Below are 19,448 nucleotides of genomic sequence, written 5' to 3' on the forward strand. Positions count from 1 at the left end.
GAGTCGATCAACTGGCTGGAGGCCAGCGGCCGATCACGACGCCTCAACCGGGCGACACGGCAAGGGGAGCGGATGACTCCGGCGCGGCTGCGGGGCCGCCGACGCTGCGGCCGGCCTGTGCGTACGACGAGAGCCGCGACGCGGTGGTGGTCTGTGCGTACGGGAGAAGGAAACAGCCCCGCCAGCGGGGAGCCGGCGGGGCCGTGGGAAAGCTGATGTGGCGTCAGGAAGGCTGCTTGGCGCAGATGAAGCGTGGCTCCGCCTGGTAGGTCCAGGTGAACTTCTCCCGCTTGACGACCTTGCCATCCTTCTTGATGACCCGGAAGGCGTCCTGGGTGAAGCCGAGGCTGCCGTTGGCAGGGATGCAACTCGGACCCGGCTCCAGGTAGACGGTCCTCGGCGAGGTGATGTTCCGTCGTGGGCTGTACTCGGTCTTGACGCTGTCCCAGATCTTCGTGCTCCAGATGGACACGGTGATCGAGTTGCCGGTGTACGAGGTATCGATCAGGACGCCGTAGTCGGTGTTGTTGCGGAACTTGAAGTCGAGGTTGGGCCAGAAGATCGTTGACTCGACGACCGCCGGGTAGCGGCTGAAGTAGTACGAGTGCGGCTTGTGCTCGACGTCTTCCAGGCCGGCGTAGTAGATCGCGTTGAACAGCGTGGTGGTGAACTGGGACGTGCCGCCACCGACTCCGGGCACCAGCTTGCCGTCGAGGATGACCGGCGCGTCCCGGTAGCCCTGCGCGTAGCCGCGTTCCCCGGTGTGCCCGTTGAGCGAGAACGTCTCGCCGGGCAGCACCACCGTGCCGTCCACATCCTTGGCGATCGTCACGATGTTCTGGCTGCGCGCCGAGCCCAGACCCCCGGTGAAGTTGGTCGTGAACGAGGAAACCTTCTCCTTGATGCCCAGCGAGCCGAGCTTCTCCGCGGTGAGCTTCGGCTGGACCGGCTTGAGCTCGGCGGAGATCGTTCGATCCGTGCTGCGGGGCAGGACATCCAGCAGGCTGTCGCCGAGCTTGCTGGTGTCCACCTGCTGTCCGGCGCGCCCCTCGGTCACCTTCGGCTTGCCGCCGGAGATGGCCATCGTCGCATCCTTCGGCGCCACCTCGATCGCGTCCACGCTGTTTCCGAGCGCAGCCCACAGCCGCTTCACGTCAACGCTGGGGGTGAGCTTGCCGGCCTTGTCGGCCTTGAAGCGGAGACCCTTGGCGATGGCCTGCGGCGGGATGTTCACCGAACCGCGGTCGGTGGTCAGCTTCACCGGCGCCGCCACGGCCGGCTCGGCCAGCTCGGCGACCAGGCGGTCGACTTCCTCGGCCGAGGTGGCCGGGTGATTCTCCACCAGCGGCACGGTTACCGGCTGCCCGCTCAGCCAACCCTCCTTGACCACCTTGGCGGAGTGCTCTGCGTCAACGTCGAGGCTCGGCTTGGGGTAGCGCACCTTCGCTTTGGTCCCGGAGAAGGTGATGGCGGGCATCGTCATCTTCTGGCCCTGCTTGCCGACGAGCTTCTTCAGCTCGGCGGTCAGCTTCGGCACGTCGACCGAAACCACCGGCTCGACCTCGCGCGAGCCGATCAGGCGGTCCATCGCGTGGGCGTTGGCCGACGCTGCAGCGGCCACGGTCGCGTCCACGTCGACGGTGAGCCCGACGTCGGCGGGGTTGATCTCGGCGGTCCGCTCCCCGATGCGTACCTGGATGGGGGCGGAGAGCTCGGCTGCGCGGCGGTCGAGCTGCGCACGCAGCTCACGCGCCGCGTCCGTCTTGCTGCGCCCACCCAGCTCGGTACCGAGCACGGTGGTGCCACGCGGCACGTCACCGGCGTACGCCCAGACGGCGACCGCACCGACCGAGGCGAGGACGGTGGTGGCCACCCCGGTGGCGAGCAGGATCCGGAATCGGCTGGACCGCTTACGTTCACCATCTGGAGCGGCCGGTGCGGGTGGTGCCGGTTCCTCGACGGGCGGCCAACTGACCGCCGCCACCTGAACGGTGGGCCGATCGTCAGCGGGCGGACGTTTTTCGCCGTACAGCGTCACTACTACCTCTTAGGGGCATGCGGAGCTGGGACTCCACTCCGGGAGAGATCTACGGTAACGAACGCCGAGCCTCGCCGGGAGGCGGTGTACCGCCCTGAGGCATGTTTGCGGGCCGCGATCGCCGTGGGGCGGCGGAATGGTGACCCTCAGCAATCAGTGGCCGCCGTGCGCCGATCTCCCGGCGGATCGAAGTCGCTCAAGCGTGGTGTCACGGCGGCGGCCTCGCAGCGTTCGCACGCGCACCCTGCGCGCTCGTTACGGAATCGTGACTCGTCGATGCGATGGTGACGGAAGGTGATCCGAGTCGGATAAACGTAGTCCTTTGAGGCGTTTGGCGATGAGTTCACGGTGACACTGGGTAGCCGACAGTCGAGGATTCCGCCATCCTCGCGTTACTGCTCGGTAATCGGCCTCTTGTGACCTGTGTCGCAGAGGTGCACCATCATGCTCGTTCGTTACCCGGCGGTAACGGAAGGGTGGTGTATGTGTCGCCGCCACTGCCGCCGGAGGGCCGCGTGAGTTCACCGAGGAGGAACACGTGCAGGAACCATTCGACCGACCGGGGCGTACCCGGTGGCGGCGCTTCGCCGCCCTGATGGTGCCCGCGGCCGCGGTCGCAGGCGCGATCGTCTTCGGCATGGCCAACGGCGCGATCGCCGCTTCGTTCGCAGTCTCCGGTCAGACCTTCAAGGTCTCCGCCACCGAACTGCGCGGCGAAGGCTTCGTCCAGTACGGCGGCCTCGCCGAGGAGGCGGACGGCAAGATCCATCCGGTGGCGGTCTCCGGCATCCGCAAGGCGGAACTGGACAACCTGTGCCAGTCGGTCAAGGTGCCCGGGGCGGACGTGGTGCTCACCATCCGCGCCGGTGGCGGCGGCAAGCCGGCCCGGGCCAGCGGATTGATGATCGACATGGACTCGCTGGAAGGCGACGCGGAGTTCAAGAACATCAACATCGGGCAGGACGCCTCCACCCTCGATGCCGGCCCGAAGGGCGCGGTCGGCGCCCGAGGGTCCTTCGGCCAGCAGGCCGACACGGTGACGATCAAGAACCTTCGGCAGGTCGCGCGTTCAACACACGCGGGCACGTTCACGCTGACCGGCCTGCGCCTGAAGGTCAACCTCGGCGCCGCCGCCAAGGAATGCTTCTGAGTCGACTCGGGGCCGCTGTCCGCGGCTGACGTCCGCAAGCTCGGTTGCAGGAGGCGTACGTGACAACCGTCGATCCACGACCCGGGCGGCGCGGCCGGGCCGGCGAGGCGTGGCACCGGTTCCGCCGCTGGCGGCGGAACCGGCCGTTCTGGGGCGGCCTGCTCACCGCACTCGCCGGTGTGGAGATCTTCGGGACCACCCAGATGTCGCTCGGCGGGTTGTCCTTCCAGATGGGACCGACCGGCTTCCTTTCCTGGCTGATCCCCACCATCCTGGTGGCCTGCGGCATGCTGATGTGGTTCAGCCCGCAGCAGCGGATCTTCTACGCCGTGGTCGCCGTGGTCACCGCGCTGTTCTCCCTGATCGGGGTGAACCTGGGCGGGTTCCTCGTCGGCCTGCTGCTCGGCATGGTGGGCAGTGGCCTCGGCTTCGCATGGGTGCCGGACGACCGGCCCGCCGCCGACCAGCCGGGACGCGGCGGAGCAGCGGCACCGCCTGATCTGGCGAGCGAGGACGCCGAGTCTTCTGACATCGCCGTGCAGCCGCCAGCGTCCGGCCACCGTACGAACCGGCTCTTTGCGGTGGCCCTGCCGTTGGTCGCGCTGACCGTGGTCGTCGCCACCGCCGGATCGCTGCCGGTCCGGGCGACGCCAGCGGTTGGCGTACCCGCTGGGCCATCTGGGCCATCCTGCCCGACCCGATCGCCGTCCGCGTCGGCCAATCCTGACAGCACGGCCGAGCCGAGTGGCCCGGCACCGGGCAGCCCGAGCGCATCCCCGTCCGCCGGGGACGAACCCGGCGATCCGGGCCGCGACGGCGGCATCGCCACCGATCTCCTCGACGGAATCGGCCGGCTGGTTGGCGGGGGCGACGCGGACGACGAGCCCGAGGCGACCCCGACGCCGAGTGAGACGGCGACACCCGCCCCCGAAGGCACGGCGACACCCGCCCCCGAGGGCACGGCGACACCCGGCCCCGGCGGCACCGCGACACCTGCCCCGAGCCCCACCGGTGGCCGACCGGCCCCGCCCAGCCGCCCGTGCCCGGCCCCGAACCCCGACGACGAGACGCCGACCGAGCACGGTCAGCCACTGCCCAGGATCGCCGCCGAGCCCGGTCAGCCGCTCGTCGCGGTGACCCCGTCGAAACTGACCGGCTCCAAGGTGACGATGACCGCGCTGCGGTTCGACGGAATCGTCGACCTGCCTACCTCGGAAGGGACGCTGCGTACGCTCAAGTTCCGGATGGAACACGCGGTCACCGACGACTTTCTGCTGCGGTCCCCGGGCCCGTCCGGGCAGACCCTGCGGTTCGTCACCGACCGGCTGACCGTACGCGGCGACGTGAGCTTCTACGCCACCCGGTTCGTCGGACGGCTGCTCGGCATCAAGATCACACTGACGCCGGACCTGCCGCTGCCCGACGGCATCCCGATCACCTCACCCATCCCGATCACCTTCACCGAGCCGGTGATGGACCTGGCCTTCGTCACCTCCGACACGCTGACCGCCCGACCCACCCTCCGCGTCGACCTGGCTTAGGGCGACCGGCACTAGGGCGGTGGCGGCGGGGGTGGGTCCTGCTCGTCCCGGCCGGGCTGTCCCGGCCGGGCTGTCCCGGGCAAGTCAGACGGCCGGGCGATGAGACCAGATCCGCGACCGGCGCCGCCGCACAGGACCCCCGCAACTCGCGGCCCTTGCCACGGGGCCGCATCTTGTGGGCGTGCGCGTGGGGGGCCGCATCTTGTGGGCGTGCGCGTGGGGTGCCGCATCTTGTGGGCCTGCGCGCGGGATGCCGCAACGCGTGGGCCTGCGCGCGGGATGCCGCAACTCGTGGTTTCAACCGGCCCGGAAACCCCAACATCCCGCAACCCGTGCCACCCACATGGTGGGATGGGCCGACATCCCGTAACCCGTGCCCACCCTGGCCACCCGAACACCCCGTGATGCCGCAACCCGTGCCGTCCACACCCCCAGGCGCAGCAGCCACCACGCATGGATCTGGCCTGCGTTGCCTCTTCGCGCCTGATGCGGCACCCAGTTGCGGCATCACGGGCCCGACCAGGTCACCGCGCACCTGGACCGCGGCTACGAGAGCAACCGCCTCGACCATCGCCGATCGCCGTTTCGCCGTAACGGCAGTGTCCCGACCGATCGGACACCGCCGTACCGACGAAACGGAGTCGATCAACTGGCTACGGAAGCCAGCGCTGTCGTCGTCGGCCACGCCACACCGGCATGGCTCCATCCCCCGGCTCGGCTCGGCTCGGCTCGGCCCGGCCCGGCTCCATCGCCCTATTGCCGGTCGCTCCTCAGCGCTGCCGCAGCCTTGAGCGCTCATCCCGGCCCCCTGCGCTCTGCGGGCGGCGATGATCTTCCGCCGACGTTCCGGGCGGATCAGAGGCGGGCGAGGGCCCGGCGCAGCGGGTCCAGGCCGAGGGAACCCAGGTCGAGCGCCTGCCGATGGAACTCCCGCAGATCAAAGTCGGCACCCTTGCGGGCCTTCGCGTCATCCCGCGCCTGGAGCCAGATCCGTTCGCCCACTTTGTACGACGGGGCCTGTCCCGGCCAGCCCAGGTAGCGGTTCAGTTCGAAACGCAGCATCTCGTCCGGCACCCGGCAGTGCGCCCGCATGAATTCCCAACCCAACTCCGGCGTCCAGCGCTCGCCCGGGTGGAAGTCGAACGGATTGTCCTTCGGGATCTTCAGCTCCAGGTGCATGCCGATGTCGACGATCACCCGGGCCGCCCGGAACGCCTGCGCGTCCAGCATGCCGAGCTTGTCTCCCGGGTCCGCCAGGTAACCCAGCTCGTCCATCAGCCGCTCGGCGTAGAGCGCCCAGCCCTCGCCGTGCCCGGAGACCCAGCAAAGCAGCCGCTGCCAACGATTGAGCAGCTCGGCCCGGACGACGGTCTGCCCGACCTGAAGGTGGTGCCCGGGAACCCCCTCGTGGTAGACGGTGGTCACCTCCCGCCAGGTGGAGAATTCGGTGACACCCTGTGGCACCGCCCACCACATCCGGCCGGGCCTGGCGAAGTCCTCGCTGGGGCCGGTGTAGTAGATGGAGCCGTCACTGGTCGGCGCGATCATGCACTCGACCCGCCGGACCTGCTCCGGGATGTCGAAGTGCGTGCCGTTCAGGTCGCTGATCGCCTGGTCGGCGAGCGTCTGCATCCAGTCGCGGAAGGCTTCCTTGCCCCGGATGGTGCGAGCCGGATCGGTGTCCAGCGCCGCGACCGCCTCGTCGACGGTGGCGCCGGGGCCCACGATCTCCGCCGACACCGTCCGCATGTCGGCCTCCAGCCGGGCCAGCTCGGCGAAGCCCCAGGCGTACGTCTCGTCGAGGTCGATCCGGGCGCCGAGGAAGTACTGCGACGCCAGCTCGTAGCGGTCCCGCCCGGCGGCCTGCTTGTCCCGGCCGCGCGGGGCCAGCTCGCTGCGGAGGAACTCTCCGAACTCGGCGGTCGCCGCGGTGGCCGCCGCCGCACCTCGGCGCAGCTCCGCGCCGAGGGCGCCGTCGGCGCCCAGCCGCTCGACCAGCCCGTGGAACATGTTGTCGCCGTCCGGGTCCACCCAGGCGTCGCACTGCTTGGCCACCTCGAGCAGCTGCGTCCGGGAGCTGACCCGCCCGGCCGCCGCCGCCTCGCGCAGCGTGGTCTTGTAACCCTCCATCGCACCGGCGAAGAGGTTCAGCCGGGCGGCGATGTTGGCCTGTGCCTGCTCGCCCTCGGTGGGCATCAGGTCGAAGACCATCCGGGTGTGGTGCAGCCCGCTGGTGATGACGCTGACTTCGCTGGTCGTCTCGCCAGCTTCGTACCGGGCGAGGTCGAGGCCCAGCCGCTCCTGCATCGCCTCCCGAGCGGTGCGCTCCGCCTCCGTCTCCGGCTCCGTGGCGTCGACGTCGGCCAGCGTGCGTCGGGTTAGCTCGATCTGCGCCGCATACCCCTCGGGCGACAGGTCGTCCAGTTGGTGGTCGTAGCCGGAGATGCCGACGTATGTGGCACCGATCGGGCTCAGCGCCGCCCAGTCGGCCACGTAGCGGTTCGCGATGTCGTCGATTCGTCCCACGCTGCGAACCCTACGCGAGGCGGCGGGGCCGATGTGGTCAGTGCGCTCAGGGCAGCAGGTCGGCCGGATCGAAGTCGATCGGGAACGGCTCGTCGGCGCGTAGCCGCTGGCCGCTGACGGCCTGGGCGAGGGTGTCGTAGCCGCCGAACTTGCCGAGGGTGAGCAGCTCCACCGCGGCGTGCCGCAGGCGGCGTGAGATCTCCACCCGCATGAAGTACGGCACCCGCCCCTCGGCGCAGCGCATCGGCTTGTCGACGAGATCCTGCCGGCGGCTGCTCGGGGAGACGAACTCGATCGCCATGGTGCAGAGGTGGGCCGGGACCCAGCGGTCCTCCTCGTCCGTCTTCGGCAGGGTGTGCAGGACGGTGACGTCCGGCTGGATCCAGCGCTGCGGGGAGAAGGTCAGATTCACCTGCCCGAACACGTAGAAGCCGTGCGCCTTGGCGGCGGGCTTCAGAAGATGGGCGAGCTCGATCTCGCCATAGCTGTTCGTGCCGACCTCGGCGGGCGTCATGACCAACCTCCCGTCGATGCACTCGTAGCGTGCATCTGGTGCCTCAGGTATCGGGAGGTAGCGGTCGGCGAACTGGGTCGTCCACATGCCGTCGAGGTCGACGAGTGGGTCGAAGCGCATCGGCATCGCCATGGGTGTAACACCTCCTCGGCCGGTCAACGCCCTACCAATGTAGGTGGTTTCTGTGGCCTGCGACACGGTGGCCGAATACCGCGCGACGATATCGGGCCCCAGGAGCAGAGTGTCAGGGGTGACGTCGGACTTCACCCCTGACCGGCCGGGCCTGCGGAGCTGGCTGCCCGGCTTCGTCGTCCTAGCCGCCATCTGGGGCTCCAGCTTCCTGTTCATCAAGGTGGGTGTGGCCGAGCTGCATCCGTTGCACCTCACTCTCTTCCGGGTCGTCGCCGGCGGGCTGACCCTGCTCGTGGTGCTCGCCGTGCTGGGTGACCGGCTGCCCCGCGAGCCGCGGGTGTGGGCCCACCTCGCCGTGATCGCCGCGTTCGGGGTGGCTATGCCGTTCACCCTGTTCGGGTACGGCGAGCAGCGGGTCGAGTCGATGCTGGCCGGCATCTGGAACGCCACCACGCCGCTGGTGGTGCTGCCGCTGGCGGTGCTGGTGTTCCGCACCGAGCGGCTGACCGTACGCGGTGCTGTCGGGCTGCTGCTCGGCTTCGTCGGCGTGCTGGTGGTGCTCGGCGTCTGGCAGGGCGTCGGCGGGGCCCACTTCGTGGGCCAGCTGATGTGCTTCGCGGCGTCGGCCTGCTACGGCGTGGCCATCCCGTACCAGAAGAAGTTCATCGCCGGCAGCACGCTGTCCGGGCTGTCCCTCTCGGCCGCCCAACTGATGGTCGCGGCGGTCCAACTCGCCATCGTGGCACCGCTGGTGGCCGGCGCGCCGCCGGTGCCGACCGATCTGTCACCGCGGGTGCTCGCGGCCGTGCTGGCGCTGGGCGCGCTCGGCACCGGGCTGGCCTTCGTGATCAATCTGCGCAACATCCGGATCGTCGGCGCGACCACCGCCGCCACCGTGACGTACCTGATTCCGGTCTTCGCGGTGCTGATCGGCGTCGCGGTGCTCGGTGAGCGGCTCACCTGGCACCAGCCGGTCGGCGCGCTGATCGTGCTGCTCGGCGTGGCCGTGTCGCAGGGACTGCTCGGACGCCGCCGCCGACCTGCCTCCCCGGCCGCCACGCCACCTGCGACGACCCCCGCCCCGAGCCCGCCGCCCGCTGACCCGCGAGTCGAGCCAGCCCGCCGCCGCTGAACGGCGCGCCGTTTCGGCGAAATGGCGGTGACCCGACGCCGCGGCGTAGGCCGCCATTTCGGCGAAACGGAGAAATCAGTCAGCGGCGGGTCCAGGCGATCAGGTCCTCGGCCGTCCAGGTGTTGACCACCCGGTCGGCGGGGACGCCGCACCGGGCCGCCCGTTCGCAGCCGAATCGCTGCCAGTCGAGCTGCCCCGGGGCGTGCGCGTCGGTGTTGATGGCGAAGCGGCAGCCGGCCTCCAACGCCCGCCGGATCAGCCGCTTCGGCGGGTCCTGCCGCTCCGGCCGTGAGTTGATCTCCACGGCGGTGTCGTGCTCGACGCAGGCAGCGAAGACCGCGTCGGCGTCGAAGTCGCTCTCCGCCCGGATCCGCGCTCGGTGACCGCGGTCGCCCGGGCCGGTCACGCCGGCGGGGCGGGACGACACCATCCGGCCGGTGCAGTGGCCGAGGATGTCCAGGTGCGGGTTGGCGATCGCGGTCAGCATGCGCCGGGTCATCCTCGCCCGGTCGTCGTTGAGGCCGCTGTGCACCGACCCGACCACCACGTCCAGCCGGGCCAGCAGCTCCTCCTCCTGATCGAGGGAACCGTCGGCGAGGATGTCCACCTCAATGCCGGTGAGGATCCGGAACCCCTCCGGCAGCGCCTCGTTGAGCCGCGCCACGTAATCGAGTTGCTGGCGGAGCCGGTCGGCGGTGAGCCCACGGGCCACCCTGAGCCGGGGCGAGTGGTCGGTCAGCACCAGGTACTCGTGGCCCAGCTCGACGGCGGCCAACGCCATCTCCTCGATCGGCGACCCGCCATCTGACCAGTCCGAGTGGGTGTGGCAGTCGCCGCGCAGGGCGGTACGCAGCTTGGTGGCCTCGGCGTCCAGGTCGCTGCCCTCGGTGGCGAGCAGCCGACGCAGGTAGACCGGTTCCTCTCCGGCCAGCGACTCGGCGACGCAACGGGCGGTGACGTCGCCGACTCCGGACAGCTCGGTGAGCTTGCCGGCGCGGGCCCGCTCGGCCACCTCCGTCTTCGGCAACGCGGCCAGTTTGTTCGCCGCCGATCGGAAGGCCCGGACCCGGTAGGTGGCCTCGTTCGCCCGTTCCAGCAGGAAGGCGATCCGGCGCAGGTCGGCGATGGGATCACGGGTCATGTTGCACCAAACTACGCGCCCGCGCCGCCGGTCGCGGGAACGACCGGCGGCGCGGGGTGGTGACGAAAGGGATCAGCTGTACGGCAGGCGGACGACCGAGCGATCGCCGACACCGAGAGTGCTGGGGTTGTTGCCGATGGCGGACCAAATTTCCACCCGCACGGTGCCACCGCGCAGGTTGCCGAGGGCACCGGTGCTGGAGTGCAGCCCGGCCGCCTGCGTGTAGTGCTCCCAGCCGGGCACCGGGTCGGTGGCGAAGTAGCGGTACGTCTCCACCCGCTCCCAGGACCCGTCGCCCGTCAGGTCGTACGAAATGCGGGCCTGCACCCCGTTGCCCACCGCCGTGCCGGCGTCGAGGAACAGGTCGAACGCGGTCTGCCCGCCGGTGTGGTCAAGGTTCAACCCGGTCGCGGTGAACACCACCGGGTTGCGCGGCGTGCCGTCGTAGTTGGCGCCGCCGGCGCTGGTCACGGTGGTGGTGCCGGCAGCGCCGGCCGAACCCAGACCGCCGCCCGACAGCAGATGGCGCACCGGCGAACTGGACGGCGGATCGGTGGGCGTGGGGGTCGGGGCGGGCGTCGGACTCGGAGGTACGCCCCCGCCGCCGCTGCCGCCGCTCCAGGTGTGCGCGCCGCTGGTGGTCGTACGTCCCGGCGCCACGGCCAGCTGCGTCCCGTCGGAGAAGCGTACGGTCAGCGGGGTGCCGGAGACGTTGCTGGCCACGTACGTGCGGGCGCCGTTGCGGTTGAACACGGCGGCCAGCGGGTGGTCGGCGGTGACCCCGGTGTCGACCCGGCCCAGCGCGGCCAGGTTGCGAACCCAGTGGAAGGTGTGCGCCCGGCTCTCGCCCTCCTCCGGGGTGTAACCCGGGTTGGCGCGCAGCTTGGCCAGCGCGGCGTCGGCGTCACCGAGGGCCAGGAACTGCCAGTGGATGTCCTGCCACACGGTCGGTTCACCGCCGTTGTTGCGCACCAGTTCCTGGTACTTCAGCGAGTTGTCGTTCGGGTGGTAGCCCAGGTAGAGGTGCCCACCGGTGATCGGCAGCAGGTTGATGCCCTGGATCATCTCCGGTTCGGCGCTGAACCAGGTGGCGTACGCTCCGCCGTCACCCCAGACCATGCCCACGTTGTTGTGCCCGAACGCGGCCGGGAAGTTCTCGTCGTTGACGTCGAACCAGTACTCGTGGATCGCGGCCGCCTGGGTGGTGTAGAGGTAGATGCCGGCGTCCCGGACGGCGGTGTTCCCGGTGGTCTGGCCCCACTGGATCAGGGCGTTGGCGAAGTTCATCCCCTCCGACGAGGACTCCTGGTTGTTGCCGCTGGCGAACGCGCCGTGCCCGGAGGCCCAGTCGTGCCCGGCGTAGATGTCGAAGTCGCGCAGGAACGGGAAGCGGCTGTCGGCCCGGTCGTAGTTGTTGGCGTCCCGGATGAGCAGGTCGATCATGCCGCCGTACTGCTCCTGTCGAGCCCAGGCCGGGTCGAAGCGGGCCAGCGTCGCGGCGGCGGCGATGTAGTAGCCGTAGTGGAAGTGATGGTCGTTGAGTTCCTGGTCGGAGCCGTACGAGGCGGGATAGCCGATCAGCGTTCCCCACCGCTGGTCGTAGTAGAAGAGGCGCTGCGTCTCGCCGGGTGCGGCGGTGAGCCAGTCGGTGAGCGTGGACCGGATGGCGTTGAGCGCCGCGGTCCGCGTGTCGGTGTCGCCGACCTGGTCGGCGATCTCGGCGATCCGGGCCGCCCGGCCGAGCCCCTTGCCGGTCCAGTAGGTGTCCCCGCCGCGCTGATCCATCGGGTTGCTCCGCACCGCGGCGAGGTGTTGCCGCAGCGCGGTCAGGTCGGCGCCGACTCCGGTGGCGACGGCGGGCACCTCGGGCAGTACGCCGTGGAACCGCATGGAGGTGCGGAACTCGGTGACCCCGGTGAGCACCTTCATCCGGCCCCGGGCCGACGGGTAGGTCTGGGTGATCGGGGTGGCGCCGGTCAGTGATTTCCACTGGTGCGGGTAGAGGCTGACCACGGTGCGTGTCTCGGTGCCCTCACGTGGCGTGGTGGTGAAGGTGTAGCGGGTCTCCACCCGGCTGGCCGCCTGGTTGTAGCTGTAGCCGACGCGGGTGCCGGTGACGTGGGCGTGCGCGTACTGGCGGTAGGTGGTGGCGAGTTGGCTGCGGGTGCTGGCGTCGGCGGTGGCCGGTAGCAGGGCGACCGAGAAGTAGCCCCGTCCGGCGAGGTTGGAGCTGATCCGGCCGCCGCTGACGGTCCAGGTCGCTCCCGTCGGCGCGTACGCGACGTAGTCGTGGCCCCGGACGGTGAAGCCGATGGTGGTGCCGCTGTGGGACCAGATCGTGGCGCTGCCGCCGGTCACGTTGATCAGCGCGTCACCGCCGGTGGTGCGGAAGTAGGTGAACGGCAGGCCGTGTCCGATCGTCGCGCGCAGGGTCCGCGACCCGTCGCTCCAGTACGGCGTGACCGTCCAGTCCGTCCAGTCGTCCACGAGGACGTTGGGGGCAGCCAACCCGGTCACCCCGACCCGGATGTCCTCCACGTAGGGGTACTTGAACTCGCCGACCCCGGTCGCGGTGCCGGTGATGGTGGGGGTGGAGGTGGCCGAGAAACCGAGCCCGTCGGTGACCGGCTGGTAGGAGACCGGGTGCGCGTGCAGCGGCTCGCTGAACGAGCAGTTGAGGCGTTTCCAGAGCAGCGAGGACCACCAGTCGTTGGTGGGGACGGGCCCGGGTGGCGCGGCGGCGGTGGCGTACTGCCGGGGGTTGGTGGCGATGTTTCCGCAGCCGCCGGGGAGCGGGCCGACGGGGATGGTGGTGTAACTGCCGGCCCCGACGGGCGCGGCCTGCGCGGTGGTGGTGACGGCCAGCCCGCCGAGGGCGAGGGCCGCGGCGGCGGTGGCGGCCAGGAGTCGGTGGTGGGTGCGGTGTGGGACGGGAGGTCTCATCTTTCCTCCATCGCGCGCCGGCCCGGTCGGGCCGACGGGCACACTTCGTCGTCATTGTCAGGTTCGTCGGACGAGAGAGCGCTCTCCGAGGTGTTACGCGGACGGTAGTTCACTGCCGAGACTGGCGTCAATGTGTCGCAGTGGTGAAATGCGGATGACGCCGGACGCGACCGGCGTCGGGTCAACGTGCGGGTGGCTTCTCCGGGCAGCCGTGCTCACGGTGCCAGGCGGCGACCTCGGTGGCCGGCTCGCGGTTGCCGCCCTTACGCCAGGAGTCGAGGTACGGCGCCGGCCAGACCACGCCCCGACGGATCCACCAGCCGTCCTCACCCAGGCACGGCGGAGAGATGCCGAAGTGCAGGTGGCAGACATTGTTGGCGTTGCCGGTCCGACCCACGGTGCCGAGCCGCTGACCCGCCCGTACGCGCACCCCGGGGTCGATGCCCTCGGCCACCTCGGTCAGGTGCGAGCCGTAGTAGCGCACACCGTCGTCACCGAGCACCGAGACCGACAGGCCACCGTTGTACGGGCCCTGTGGGCCCCGCTTGTCGTACCGGTCCCGGCGACTGATCTCGCCGATCGTGCCGTCGGTGACCGCGACGACCGGTTCACCGCAGTCGGCGAAGATGTCCGTCCCCGGGTACGCGGAGTGGGTCGGGTGGTAGGCCACCTTCTTTGCGCGTACCGGAAAGACGTGCGGCAGCCCAACGCGGGCCCGGGTGGCGGTCGGTGCCGGCTGGCCGGCGGACTCCGGCTCGGCGTTGCTCGCGGTCGGGCCGGCACTGGCCCGGGTCGGATCGGCGGTGGTCGCGGTGGGGCCGGGCGGGGCCGTCGGGCTGGTCGCGGGGGTCGGATCGGCCCAGTTCGGTGCGCTGCCGGCGGCACAGCCGGCGGCAGCGAGCAGCGGCACGAGCAGCAGCACCGCGTACGCGGGGCGGCGTCCGATCGTCAGCGGGACCACCCGGCCATCCTGGCAGAGTCGGTACGGTGGGCAGTACCGACCAGGGCAGGCAGGAGTGGAGCGGAATGAAGCCCTACAGCCCGTCAGGCCTCTTCCCGTCCGGGCGGCCCCCGCGCCCCACCTACCGGGAACCGCACCAGGTCAGCGGAGCCGGTGTCGCCGCGGGGGCGACCGCAACGCTCGCCTGGCTGATGCTTTTCGGCCTGCTCGGCCGTAGTCTCGCCGGGTACGCCTGGTGGACCCTGCTCGCCGGCGGCCTGGCTTGGTTGGCGGCCCTGGTGCTGGCCCGCTTCGGCGACCGGGGGGTGGCCACCGGCATCGCGATCGTCACCGCCGGAGGCTGGAGCATCGCCGCCGCCGCGGTCGCCACCCGCTGGGTGGCCAGCGGTGACTGGCCCGTCTGGTGACCCTACCGGTGGCGACTCCGCTGCGTCGTCGTGCGGGTACCGAACCCCGTCTTGACTCGGTCGCCGCGACTCGGCACTCTCCGGGTATGGCCTGGACGACTTCGCGGCTCGATCCCGATCGCAGCCGACGCCGCCTTCAGCTCCTGGCGCAGTTGGCGGACGCCCGCGCGGTACGCGAACGCGAACGGCCGCGGCGCGCACGAACCGAGCGGCTGCGTGAACTGATCGCCACCCGTCGCCGCCTCGCGGGCTGACGACACCAGCACTTTCCTCACCAATGACCGGCCCTTCGGGGCGTTGACCGGCCGTCTGCCGACCTGACCGGCTAACGTGCACGCGTAACGGGCCGGTGTGAGCCGGTCCCGAGGCAATTTGGGGGGACCCGTGTCGTACTTCGCTGCGGCCGTCGTACGTGAGAAGGACGGCTGGACGGCCGACGAACTGAACCTGCGGGGTGTCACCGACCTCGACGAGGTGGCCGAACGGCTGCGCGACGTCGCGCCCGACGCCGACGTTTCCCTGCTGTTCGTCGAGGCCGACGACACCTATCTGGTCATCCTGCGTCTGGACGAGGGGGAGGACCTGCGGGTTTTCGGCTCGGACTCGGCGTTCGCGGAGGAGTCCCGGTTGGGCGCCCTGCTGATCGACGACCTCAAGACGCCGGTCACCGGGCTGGACGACACCGAGGAGGCACGTCCGGCCGCCACCGCTGGGGACGACGAGACCGAACAGCCCGCCGCCGACCCGGAGGCGGACCCGGTCGGCGAGGCGGACCTCCTGGCCGATCTGGGCATACCCGCGCAGCGCCTGCTCGCGCTCTGCGCTCACGAGGGGATGATGCCGGCCGACGTCACCGCGGAGGTGTGCCAGGTGCTGGGCTGCGTCGACGAGGTCGAGGAACTGCGTGAGGTCTGAACCGGTGGGCGGTGGCGCGTTCGCGGGGTCCGTGCCGCTCGGCGGCGGGTCCGCGGCTTCGGTGCCGCCCGGTGGCGCGTCTGCGGGTTCCGTGCCGCTCGGTGGAGGCGAGCCGGCCGACGCGACCGATCCGGCACTGGAGACGGTCCGGCCCGGCCAGCCCACGCCGGGCTCGGTCGGCCGGGTGGGGCCGGGGGCGCACGAGGGCCTGGCCGACCCGACCGGCACCGGCCGGCGGCAGCGGCACGAACTCTGGATGCGCCGCGCCCTGGAGGTCGCCGTCACCGACCCGGCCCCGCCCGATACGGCCGCTGTGGCCGTCGGGGACGACGTGCCGGTCGGCGCGGTGCTCTACGGCCCGGACGGCACCGAGCTGGCGATCGGCCGCAACGAGCGGGAACTGACCGGCGACCCGACCGCGCACGCCGAGGTGCTGGCGCTGCGCCGCGCCGCGCAACGGCTGGGCCGCTGGCGGCTGGACGGCTGCACACTGGTGGTCACCCTGGAGCCGTGCACGATGTGCGCTGGCGCCCTGGTGCTGGCCCGGGTGTCGACCGTGGTCTTCGGCGCCTGGGAACCGAAGACCGGCGCGGCCGGCTCGCTCTGGGACGTGCTGCGCGACCGCCGGCTCAACCACCGTCCGGAGGTGTACGGCGGCGTCCTGGAGACGGAGAGCGCCGCCGTCCTGCGCGCTTTCTTCCGCTGAAGCCTGATCGGGGACGGCACCTCTGTGGTGCAGGTGAAGCCTGATCGGGGCGTGGCCTGTGCGGTGCCGGCGGGTCAGGCGGAACGGAGCAACGTGCCGGCCACTGCTCGGGCGGTGTCGGTCCACGGGGCCGGCCGCATGGTCGCCGGGTCGAGCCGGACGACCGCCCGGGTGCCCTCCGCGTACACGGTCGTGTCGTCGAGCGAGTGGAACCGGAAGGCGTACGCGGCGCTGCTGGTGCCGAGGTGCTCCAGCCAGAAGTGCACGGCGACCGGGCCGGTGCCGGTGATCGGCGCGCGGTAGGTGATGGTGAACTCGCGAACGGCGTGGAAGACGTCGGGCGTGCTGGCGGCACCGTTGCGGTACGCCACCCCCCGCTGTGACCAGTAGGCGCTCAGGGCCCGCTCCAGCAGCACCGCGTATCGGGCGTTGTGCAGGAGGCCCATGGCGTCGAGATCGTCGAAGTGAACCATGGCGTGCTCGACGTGGCCGTACTCGACGGCGGCGGGTTCGGCGAGGGCGTGACTCATGACGGGCCTTCCGGTAGCAGGTTCGGGTCGGGGCAGAGCGCCCGCAGTCGGTGCAGTACGGCGTTACGGGCGTGCCGGTAGGTAGTTTCCGGGTCCAGCAGGCGGGAGCGCATCGCGGCGGCGATCCCGAACGAGTCGATCTCATACGCCAGCAGTGCCGCGTCCGTGCCGGCGGGCAGCTCACCGAGCTCGACCGCCTGCTCGACGAGCTGTTCCAGGAACCCGGCCCAGTCGGCGAAGACCTCGACGAGGCGGTCCCGGACCGCGCCGGGCCGGGTGTTGAACTCGAACTCGGTGGTGGCGAAGAAGCAGCCACCGGGCAGCACCCGGGTGGCGTAGAAATCGATCCGGGCCTCGTGCAGCGCCCGGATCCGGCGTACTCCCCGGGGCGCGCGCAACCCCGGGCCGATGATCAGCTCCTGCCATTGCGCCACGGCGCGGTCGACGGTGGCGAGTTGGAGCGCCTCCTTGGAGCGCCAGTGGGCGAAAAGGCCGGATTTGCTCACGCCGAGGGAGTCGGCGAGGTGCCCGAGGGAGAGCCCGTCGAGACCGTTGACGGAGGCCAGGCTGACGGCGGCGTCCAGCACGGCGGTGCGGGTGCGCTCACCCCGGGCGAGCCGGCCGTCGATGGTCATGGCGGGAACTCTACTAAAGAAGACCGACCGGTCGTATTTATTTTCCGGGTGATGGTCGTCACCGCTCCTGACATGAAACGTCCCGCCACCGACGGGCGGTGGCGGGACGTGGCCGGGCTCGGCCGGGCTCGGCTTGGGCGCTGGCCGTGCTGCGCTGCGGTGCCTCAGGCGACGATGGTCTCCAGGGCGATCTCGACCATCTCGCTGAAGGTCTGCTCCCGCTCCTGAGAGGTGGTCTTCTCGCCGGTCTTGATGTGGTCGCTGACCGTCAACAGGGTCAGCGCGCGAGCCTTGAAGCGGGCGGCGATGGTGTAGAGCGCGGCCGACTCCATCTCCACCGCCAGGACGCCGTACTGGGCGAGCGTGTCGTAGAGGTCCGGCCGGTCGGTGTAGAAGGCGTCCGCGGCCAGGATCGGCCCGACCCGCATCGCGATGCCGCGCCGCTCGGCCACCTCGACCGAGGTACGCAGCAGCCCGAAATCGGCGACCGGGGCGTAGTCGATCAGCCCGTCGAAGCGCATCCGGTTCATGTTCGAGTCGGTGGACGAACCGATCGCCGCGATCACGTCCCGCAACTGGAGATCCTCGGTGAGCGCGCCGCACGAGCCGACCCGGATCAGCGACGTGACGCCGTACTCGTTGACCAGCTCGTGCGCGTAGATCGAGGCCGAGGGCATGCCCATCCCGGAGCCCTGCACGGAGACCTCGACCCCGTTCCAGCGGCCGGTGAAGCCCAGCATGCCCCGCACCGTCGAGTAGCAGGTCGCGCCCTCAAGGAAGGTCTCCGCGATCCACTTGGCCCGCAGGGGGTCACCCGGCATCAGGACCCGCTCGGCGATCTCGCCCGGCTTCGCGCCGATGTGCGTACTCATGGCAGAGATCCTGCCAGGCCGGCCTGGCAGACACCGGTTCGGCGTCGGGGCGGATGGTCCTGTACCCTACTCGGCGGTGGTGTGTCCGAGTGGCCTAAGGAGCACGCCTCGAAAGCGTGTGAGGGTTCACGCCCTCCGAGGGTTCAAATCCCTCCGCCACCGCTCGTGAAACGCCCGGTTGGCCCGTCAGGACCGACCGGGCGTTCCGCTTCTGGTCTCAGTTGTGGTCTCAGTCGTCGTCAACGCGCTGCGCGTGGGCTGGCGTCCGGTGAGCGCCTTGTCACTCTTCGCGCTTGACCTCGGCGGGCTGATCAAGCTGCTGCTGCCGCTTGTTCTGCTCGTCGCGAAGCCTCTCGACGGTGTCAGCGAAGAGGGCGTATGCCTTTGCCTCATCTAGCCCCGCATACTTGCCCACGCGAAGTTCAACCGCCTCGTATTCCCGCTCAATCGCGTCAGCCGTCTGCTGTGAGTTGAAGCTGCGCTCGTGATATTTGAAATACCCGGTGAATCCTGCCGATAGCCCTACGGCAGCGCTTGCTGCCACGGTTAGCCACCTTGCTTGGCTGAAGGCGACCGACGCTGTAGCAATCGCGGAGGTGGCTACCGAGCCAACGATAATCACGCTTTGAAAGCGGTTATGAATTCCCCGGGTCCTCCCGGCATCTTCACGGAACTGTGAGATCAGGTCGGGGACGTCATCCCTGTAGCGCTTCTGCGCAAGCAGTGCCGAGTCGTCTCCGCTGCTCGTGCTCGTGTCTAGATCGGACTGGGTTCGCCGGCGGATGACGTGTAGCTTTTTGATGATGATGCGGGTTTTTCTCATGCGCTTGTACTGCCAGTAAGCCAGTGCAGGCGAAGCGAGAAGCGATACGGCGCATGCTATGTAGAGTTGTGTGGAGAGCCGGTTCAGTTGTCCGAGGTTGGAAAACGCGGAAACTGCTGCTGTAGCGATGAGAGCGATATTGCCTACGAGGATCCAGGCGATCCCAACCTTGCGCCACAGCCCTTGAAGGTGGAGCTTTTCCTCAGCGTCGAGAATTAGACTCCGGACATGATCGGGGTGCCAGCTCTTGGAGCCATCGCTAATGACCTGGTTCCAGTTATCCTCGTTCGTAGTTTCACTTCTCCTCTGCCGAATCTGCGATAATATCGACCACATGGCGTCACGCTATGGTTACCCGCTCAAGGTGGCAAGGTGAGGCGGCGTCGCCTTATCGACACTTGCCTTTGGATCGGGGAGTGCTCCAAGGGCCGGAGTGACTTCGCGCTTGTCACGCCAGCTCCCTGGCCCGCAGCTGGTCGGCT

The 19,448-nt window shown here is 70.0% G+C and carries 16 protein-coding genes, 1 tRNA gene and 1 pseudogene; 8 read left to right on the forward strand and 10 right to left on the reverse strand.

Annotated elements, in window-relative coordinates:
- Positions 1-223 precede the first annotated feature (223 nt).
- Positions 224-2,038, reverse strand: coding sequence for a VanW family protein (locus Vqi01_RS27780; protein WP_204038102.1), 1,815 nt, complete (start codon positions 2,036-2,038; stop codon positions 224-226).
- Positions 2,039-2,633: 595 nt separating this feature from the next.
- On the opposite strand from Vqi01_RS27780, the gene Vqi01_RS27785 reads away from it, so the two are divergent.
- Together Vqi01_RS27785 and Vqi01_RS27790 are read left to right on the forward strand one after the other, a co-directional pair.
- A complete protein-coding gene (locus Vqi01_RS27785) occupies positions 2,634-3,188 on the forward strand; it encodes a DUF6230 family protein (RefSeq protein ID WP_372444452.1) in 555 nt (184 codons plus the stop codon).
- Between the two features lie 59 nt (positions 3,189-3,247).
- Complete coding sequence (locus Vqi01_RS27790) at positions 3,248-4,729, forward strand: DUF6114 domain-containing protein (protein ID WP_239098720.1); 1,482 nt, start codon at positions 3,248-3,250, stop codon at positions 4,727-4,729.
- An 855-nt stretch (positions 4,730-5,584) separates the two neighbouring features.
- Here the strand turns inward: Vqi01_RS27790 and Vqi01_RS27795 are convergent.
- Together Vqi01_RS27795 and Vqi01_RS27800 are read right to left on the reverse strand one after the other, a co-directional pair.
- Positions 5,585-7,255, reverse strand: a complete 1,671-nt coding sequence (locus tag Vqi01_RS27795; RefSeq protein ID WP_204038105.1) for a DUF885 domain-containing protein — start codon at positions 7,253-7,255, stop codon at positions 5,585-5,587.
- 46 nt (positions 7,256-7,301) lie between these two features.
- Positions 7,302-7,901, reverse strand: coding sequence for a Uma2 family endonuclease (locus Vqi01_RS27800; protein ID WP_204038106.1), 600 nt, complete (start codon positions 7,899-7,901; stop codon positions 7,302-7,304).
- Positions 7,902-8,019: 118 nt separating this feature from the next.
- Here Vqi01_RS27800 and Vqi01_RS27805 point away from each other — a divergent pair.
- Positions 8,020-9,224 (forward strand): annotated as a pseudogene (locus Vqi01_RS27805) (DMT family transporter); the annotation flags it as partial.
- Here the strand turns inward: Vqi01_RS27805 and Vqi01_RS27810 are convergent.
- The 3 genes from Vqi01_RS27810 to Vqi01_RS27820 all read right to left on the reverse strand — a co-directional run bounded on the left by Vqi01_RS27810 (position 9,113) and on the right by Vqi01_RS27820 (position 14,078).
- Complete coding sequence (locus Vqi01_RS27810; RefSeq protein ID WP_204038108.1) at positions 9,113-10,174, reverse strand: PHP domain-containing protein; 1,062 nt, start codon at positions 10,172-10,174, stop codon at positions 9,113-9,115. The pseudogene Vqi01_RS27805 and the gene Vqi01_RS27810 overlap by 112 nt on opposite strands.
- Positions 10,175-10,246: 72 nt before the next feature.
- Positions 10,247-13,117: a glycosyl hydrolase gene (locus tag Vqi01_RS27815; RefSeq protein ID WP_204038109.1), complete on the reverse strand. Its 2,871-nt coding sequence runs from the start codon at positions 13,115-13,117 to the stop codon at positions 10,247-10,249.
- Between the two features lie 181 nt (positions 13,118-13,298).
- Positions 13,299-14,078 (reverse strand): M23 family metallopeptidase, encoded by a 780-nt coding sequence (locus Vqi01_RS27820; RefSeq protein WP_204038110.1) that lies wholly within the window; start codon positions 14,076-14,078, stop codon positions 13,299-13,301.
- Positions 14,079-14,143: 65 nt separating this feature from the next.
- On the opposite strand from Vqi01_RS27820, the gene Vqi01_RS27825 reads away from it, so the two are divergent.
- The 4 genes from Vqi01_RS27825 to Vqi01_RS27840 all read left to right on the forward strand — a co-directional run bounded on the left by Vqi01_RS27825 (position 14,144) and on the right by Vqi01_RS27840 (position 16,106).
- A complete protein-coding gene (locus Vqi01_RS27825) occupies positions 14,144-14,485 on the forward strand; it encodes a hypothetical protein (RefSeq protein WP_204038117.1) in 342 nt (113 codons plus the stop codon).
- An 86-nt stretch (positions 14,486-14,571) separates the two neighbouring features.
- Positions 14,572-14,739, forward strand: coding sequence for a hypothetical protein (locus tag Vqi01_RS27830; protein WP_204038111.1), 168 nt, complete (start codon positions 14,572-14,574; stop codon positions 14,737-14,739).
- Between the two features lie 130 nt (positions 14,740-14,869).
- The gene (locus Vqi01_RS27835) at positions 14,870-15,400 is read left to right on the forward strand and encodes a tRNA adenosine deaminase-associated protein (protein ID WP_204038112.1); all 531 of its coding nucleotides are present in this window, start codon (positions 14,870-14,872) and stop codon (positions 15,398-15,400) included.
- Between the two features lie 256 nt (positions 15,401-15,656).
- On the forward strand, positions 15,657-16,106 hold the full coding sequence (locus tag Vqi01_RS27840; RefSeq protein WP_204038118.1) for a nucleoside deaminase: 450 nt from the start codon (positions 15,657-15,659) through the stop codon (positions 16,104-16,106).
- A gap of 74 nt (positions 16,107-16,180) precedes the next feature.
- On the opposite strand, the gene Vqi01_RS27845 is transcribed toward Vqi01_RS27840, so the two are convergent.
- The 3 genes from Vqi01_RS27845 to deoD form a co-directional block, all read right to left on the reverse strand.
- On the reverse strand, positions 16,181-16,636 hold the full coding sequence (locus Vqi01_RS27845; protein WP_204038113.1) for an acyl-CoA thioesterase: 456 nt from the start codon (positions 16,634-16,636) through the stop codon (positions 16,181-16,183).
- Entirely contained in the window at positions 16,633-17,271 is a 639-nt protein-coding gene (locus tag Vqi01_RS27850; RefSeq protein WP_204038114.1) for a TetR/AcrR family transcriptional regulator, read from the reverse strand. The genes Vqi01_RS27845 and Vqi01_RS27850 overlap by 4 nt, the downstream gene beginning before the upstream one ends.
- A 164-nt stretch (positions 17,272-17,435) precedes the next feature.
- Positions 17,436-18,143, reverse strand: coding sequence for a purine-nucleoside phosphorylase (deoD, locus tag Vqi01_RS27855; RefSeq protein WP_204038115.1), 708 nt, complete (start codon positions 18,141-18,143; stop codon positions 17,436-17,438).
- A 75-nt stretch (positions 18,144-18,218) separates the two neighbouring features.
- Between deoD and Vqi01_RS27860 the strand changes: the two genes are divergently transcribed.
- Positions 18,219-18,305: transfer RNA gene (locus Vqi01_RS27860), tRNA-Ser, on the forward strand.
- A gap of 118 nt (positions 18,306-18,423) precedes the next feature.
- Here the strand turns inward: Vqi01_RS27860 and Vqi01_RS27865 are convergent.
- Entirely contained in the window at positions 18,424-19,302 is an 879-nt protein-coding gene (locus Vqi01_RS27865; RefSeq protein ID WP_204038116.1) for a DUF4231 domain-containing protein, read from the reverse strand.
- Positions 19,303-19,448: the final 146 nt, after the last annotated feature.

It is taken from the genome of Micromonospora qiuiae (genome assembly GCF_016863555.1).
Taxonomy (GTDB): Bacteria; Actinomycetota; Actinomycetes; order Mycobacteriales; family Micromonosporaceae; genus Micromonospora; species Micromonospora qiuiae.

Coding starts and splice junctions, on each gene's coding strand:
- Vqi01_RS27785 (WP_372444452.1), top strand. CDS start 2,634: ATGGTGCCCGCGGCCGCGGTCGCAGGCGCGATCGTCTTCGGCATGGCC.
- Vqi01_RS27800 (WP_204038106.1), bottom strand. CDS start 7,901: ATGGCGATGCCGATGCGCTTCGACCCACTCGTCGACCTCGACGGCATG.
- Vqi01_RS27810 (WP_204038108.1), bottom strand. CDS start 10,174: ATGACCCGTGATCCCATCGCCGACCTGCGCCGGATCGCCTTCCTGCTG.
- Vqi01_RS27815 (WP_204038109.1), bottom strand. CDS start 13,117: ATGAGACCTCCCGTCCCACACCGCACCCACCACCGACTCCTGGCCGCC.
- Vqi01_RS27825 (WP_204038117.1), top strand. CDS start 14,144: ATGAAGCCCTACAGCCCGTCAGGCCTCTTCCCGTCCGGGCGGCCCCCG.
- Vqi01_RS27830 (WP_204038111.1), top strand. CDS start 14,572: ATGGCCTGGACGACTTCGCGGCTCGATCCCGATCGCAGCCGACGCCGC.
- Vqi01_RS27840 (WP_204038118.1), top strand. CDS start 15,657: ATGCGCCGCGCCCTGGAGGTCGCCGTCACCGACCCGGCCCCGCCCGAT.
- Vqi01_RS27845 (WP_204038113.1), bottom strand. CDS start 16,636: ATGAGTCACGCCCTCGCCGAACCCGCCGCCGTCGAGTACGGCCACGTC.
- Vqi01_RS27850 (WP_204038114.1), bottom strand. CDS start 17,271: ATGACCATCGACGGCCGGCTCGCCCGGGGTGAGCGCACCCGCACCGCC.
- deoD (WP_204038115.1), bottom strand. CDS start 18,143: ATGAGTACGCACATCGGCGCGAAGCCGGGCGAGATCGCCGAGCGGGTC.
- Vqi01_RS27865 (WP_204038116.1), bottom strand. CDS start 19,302: ATGTGGTCGATATTATCGCAGATTCGGCAGAGGAGAAGTGAAACTACG.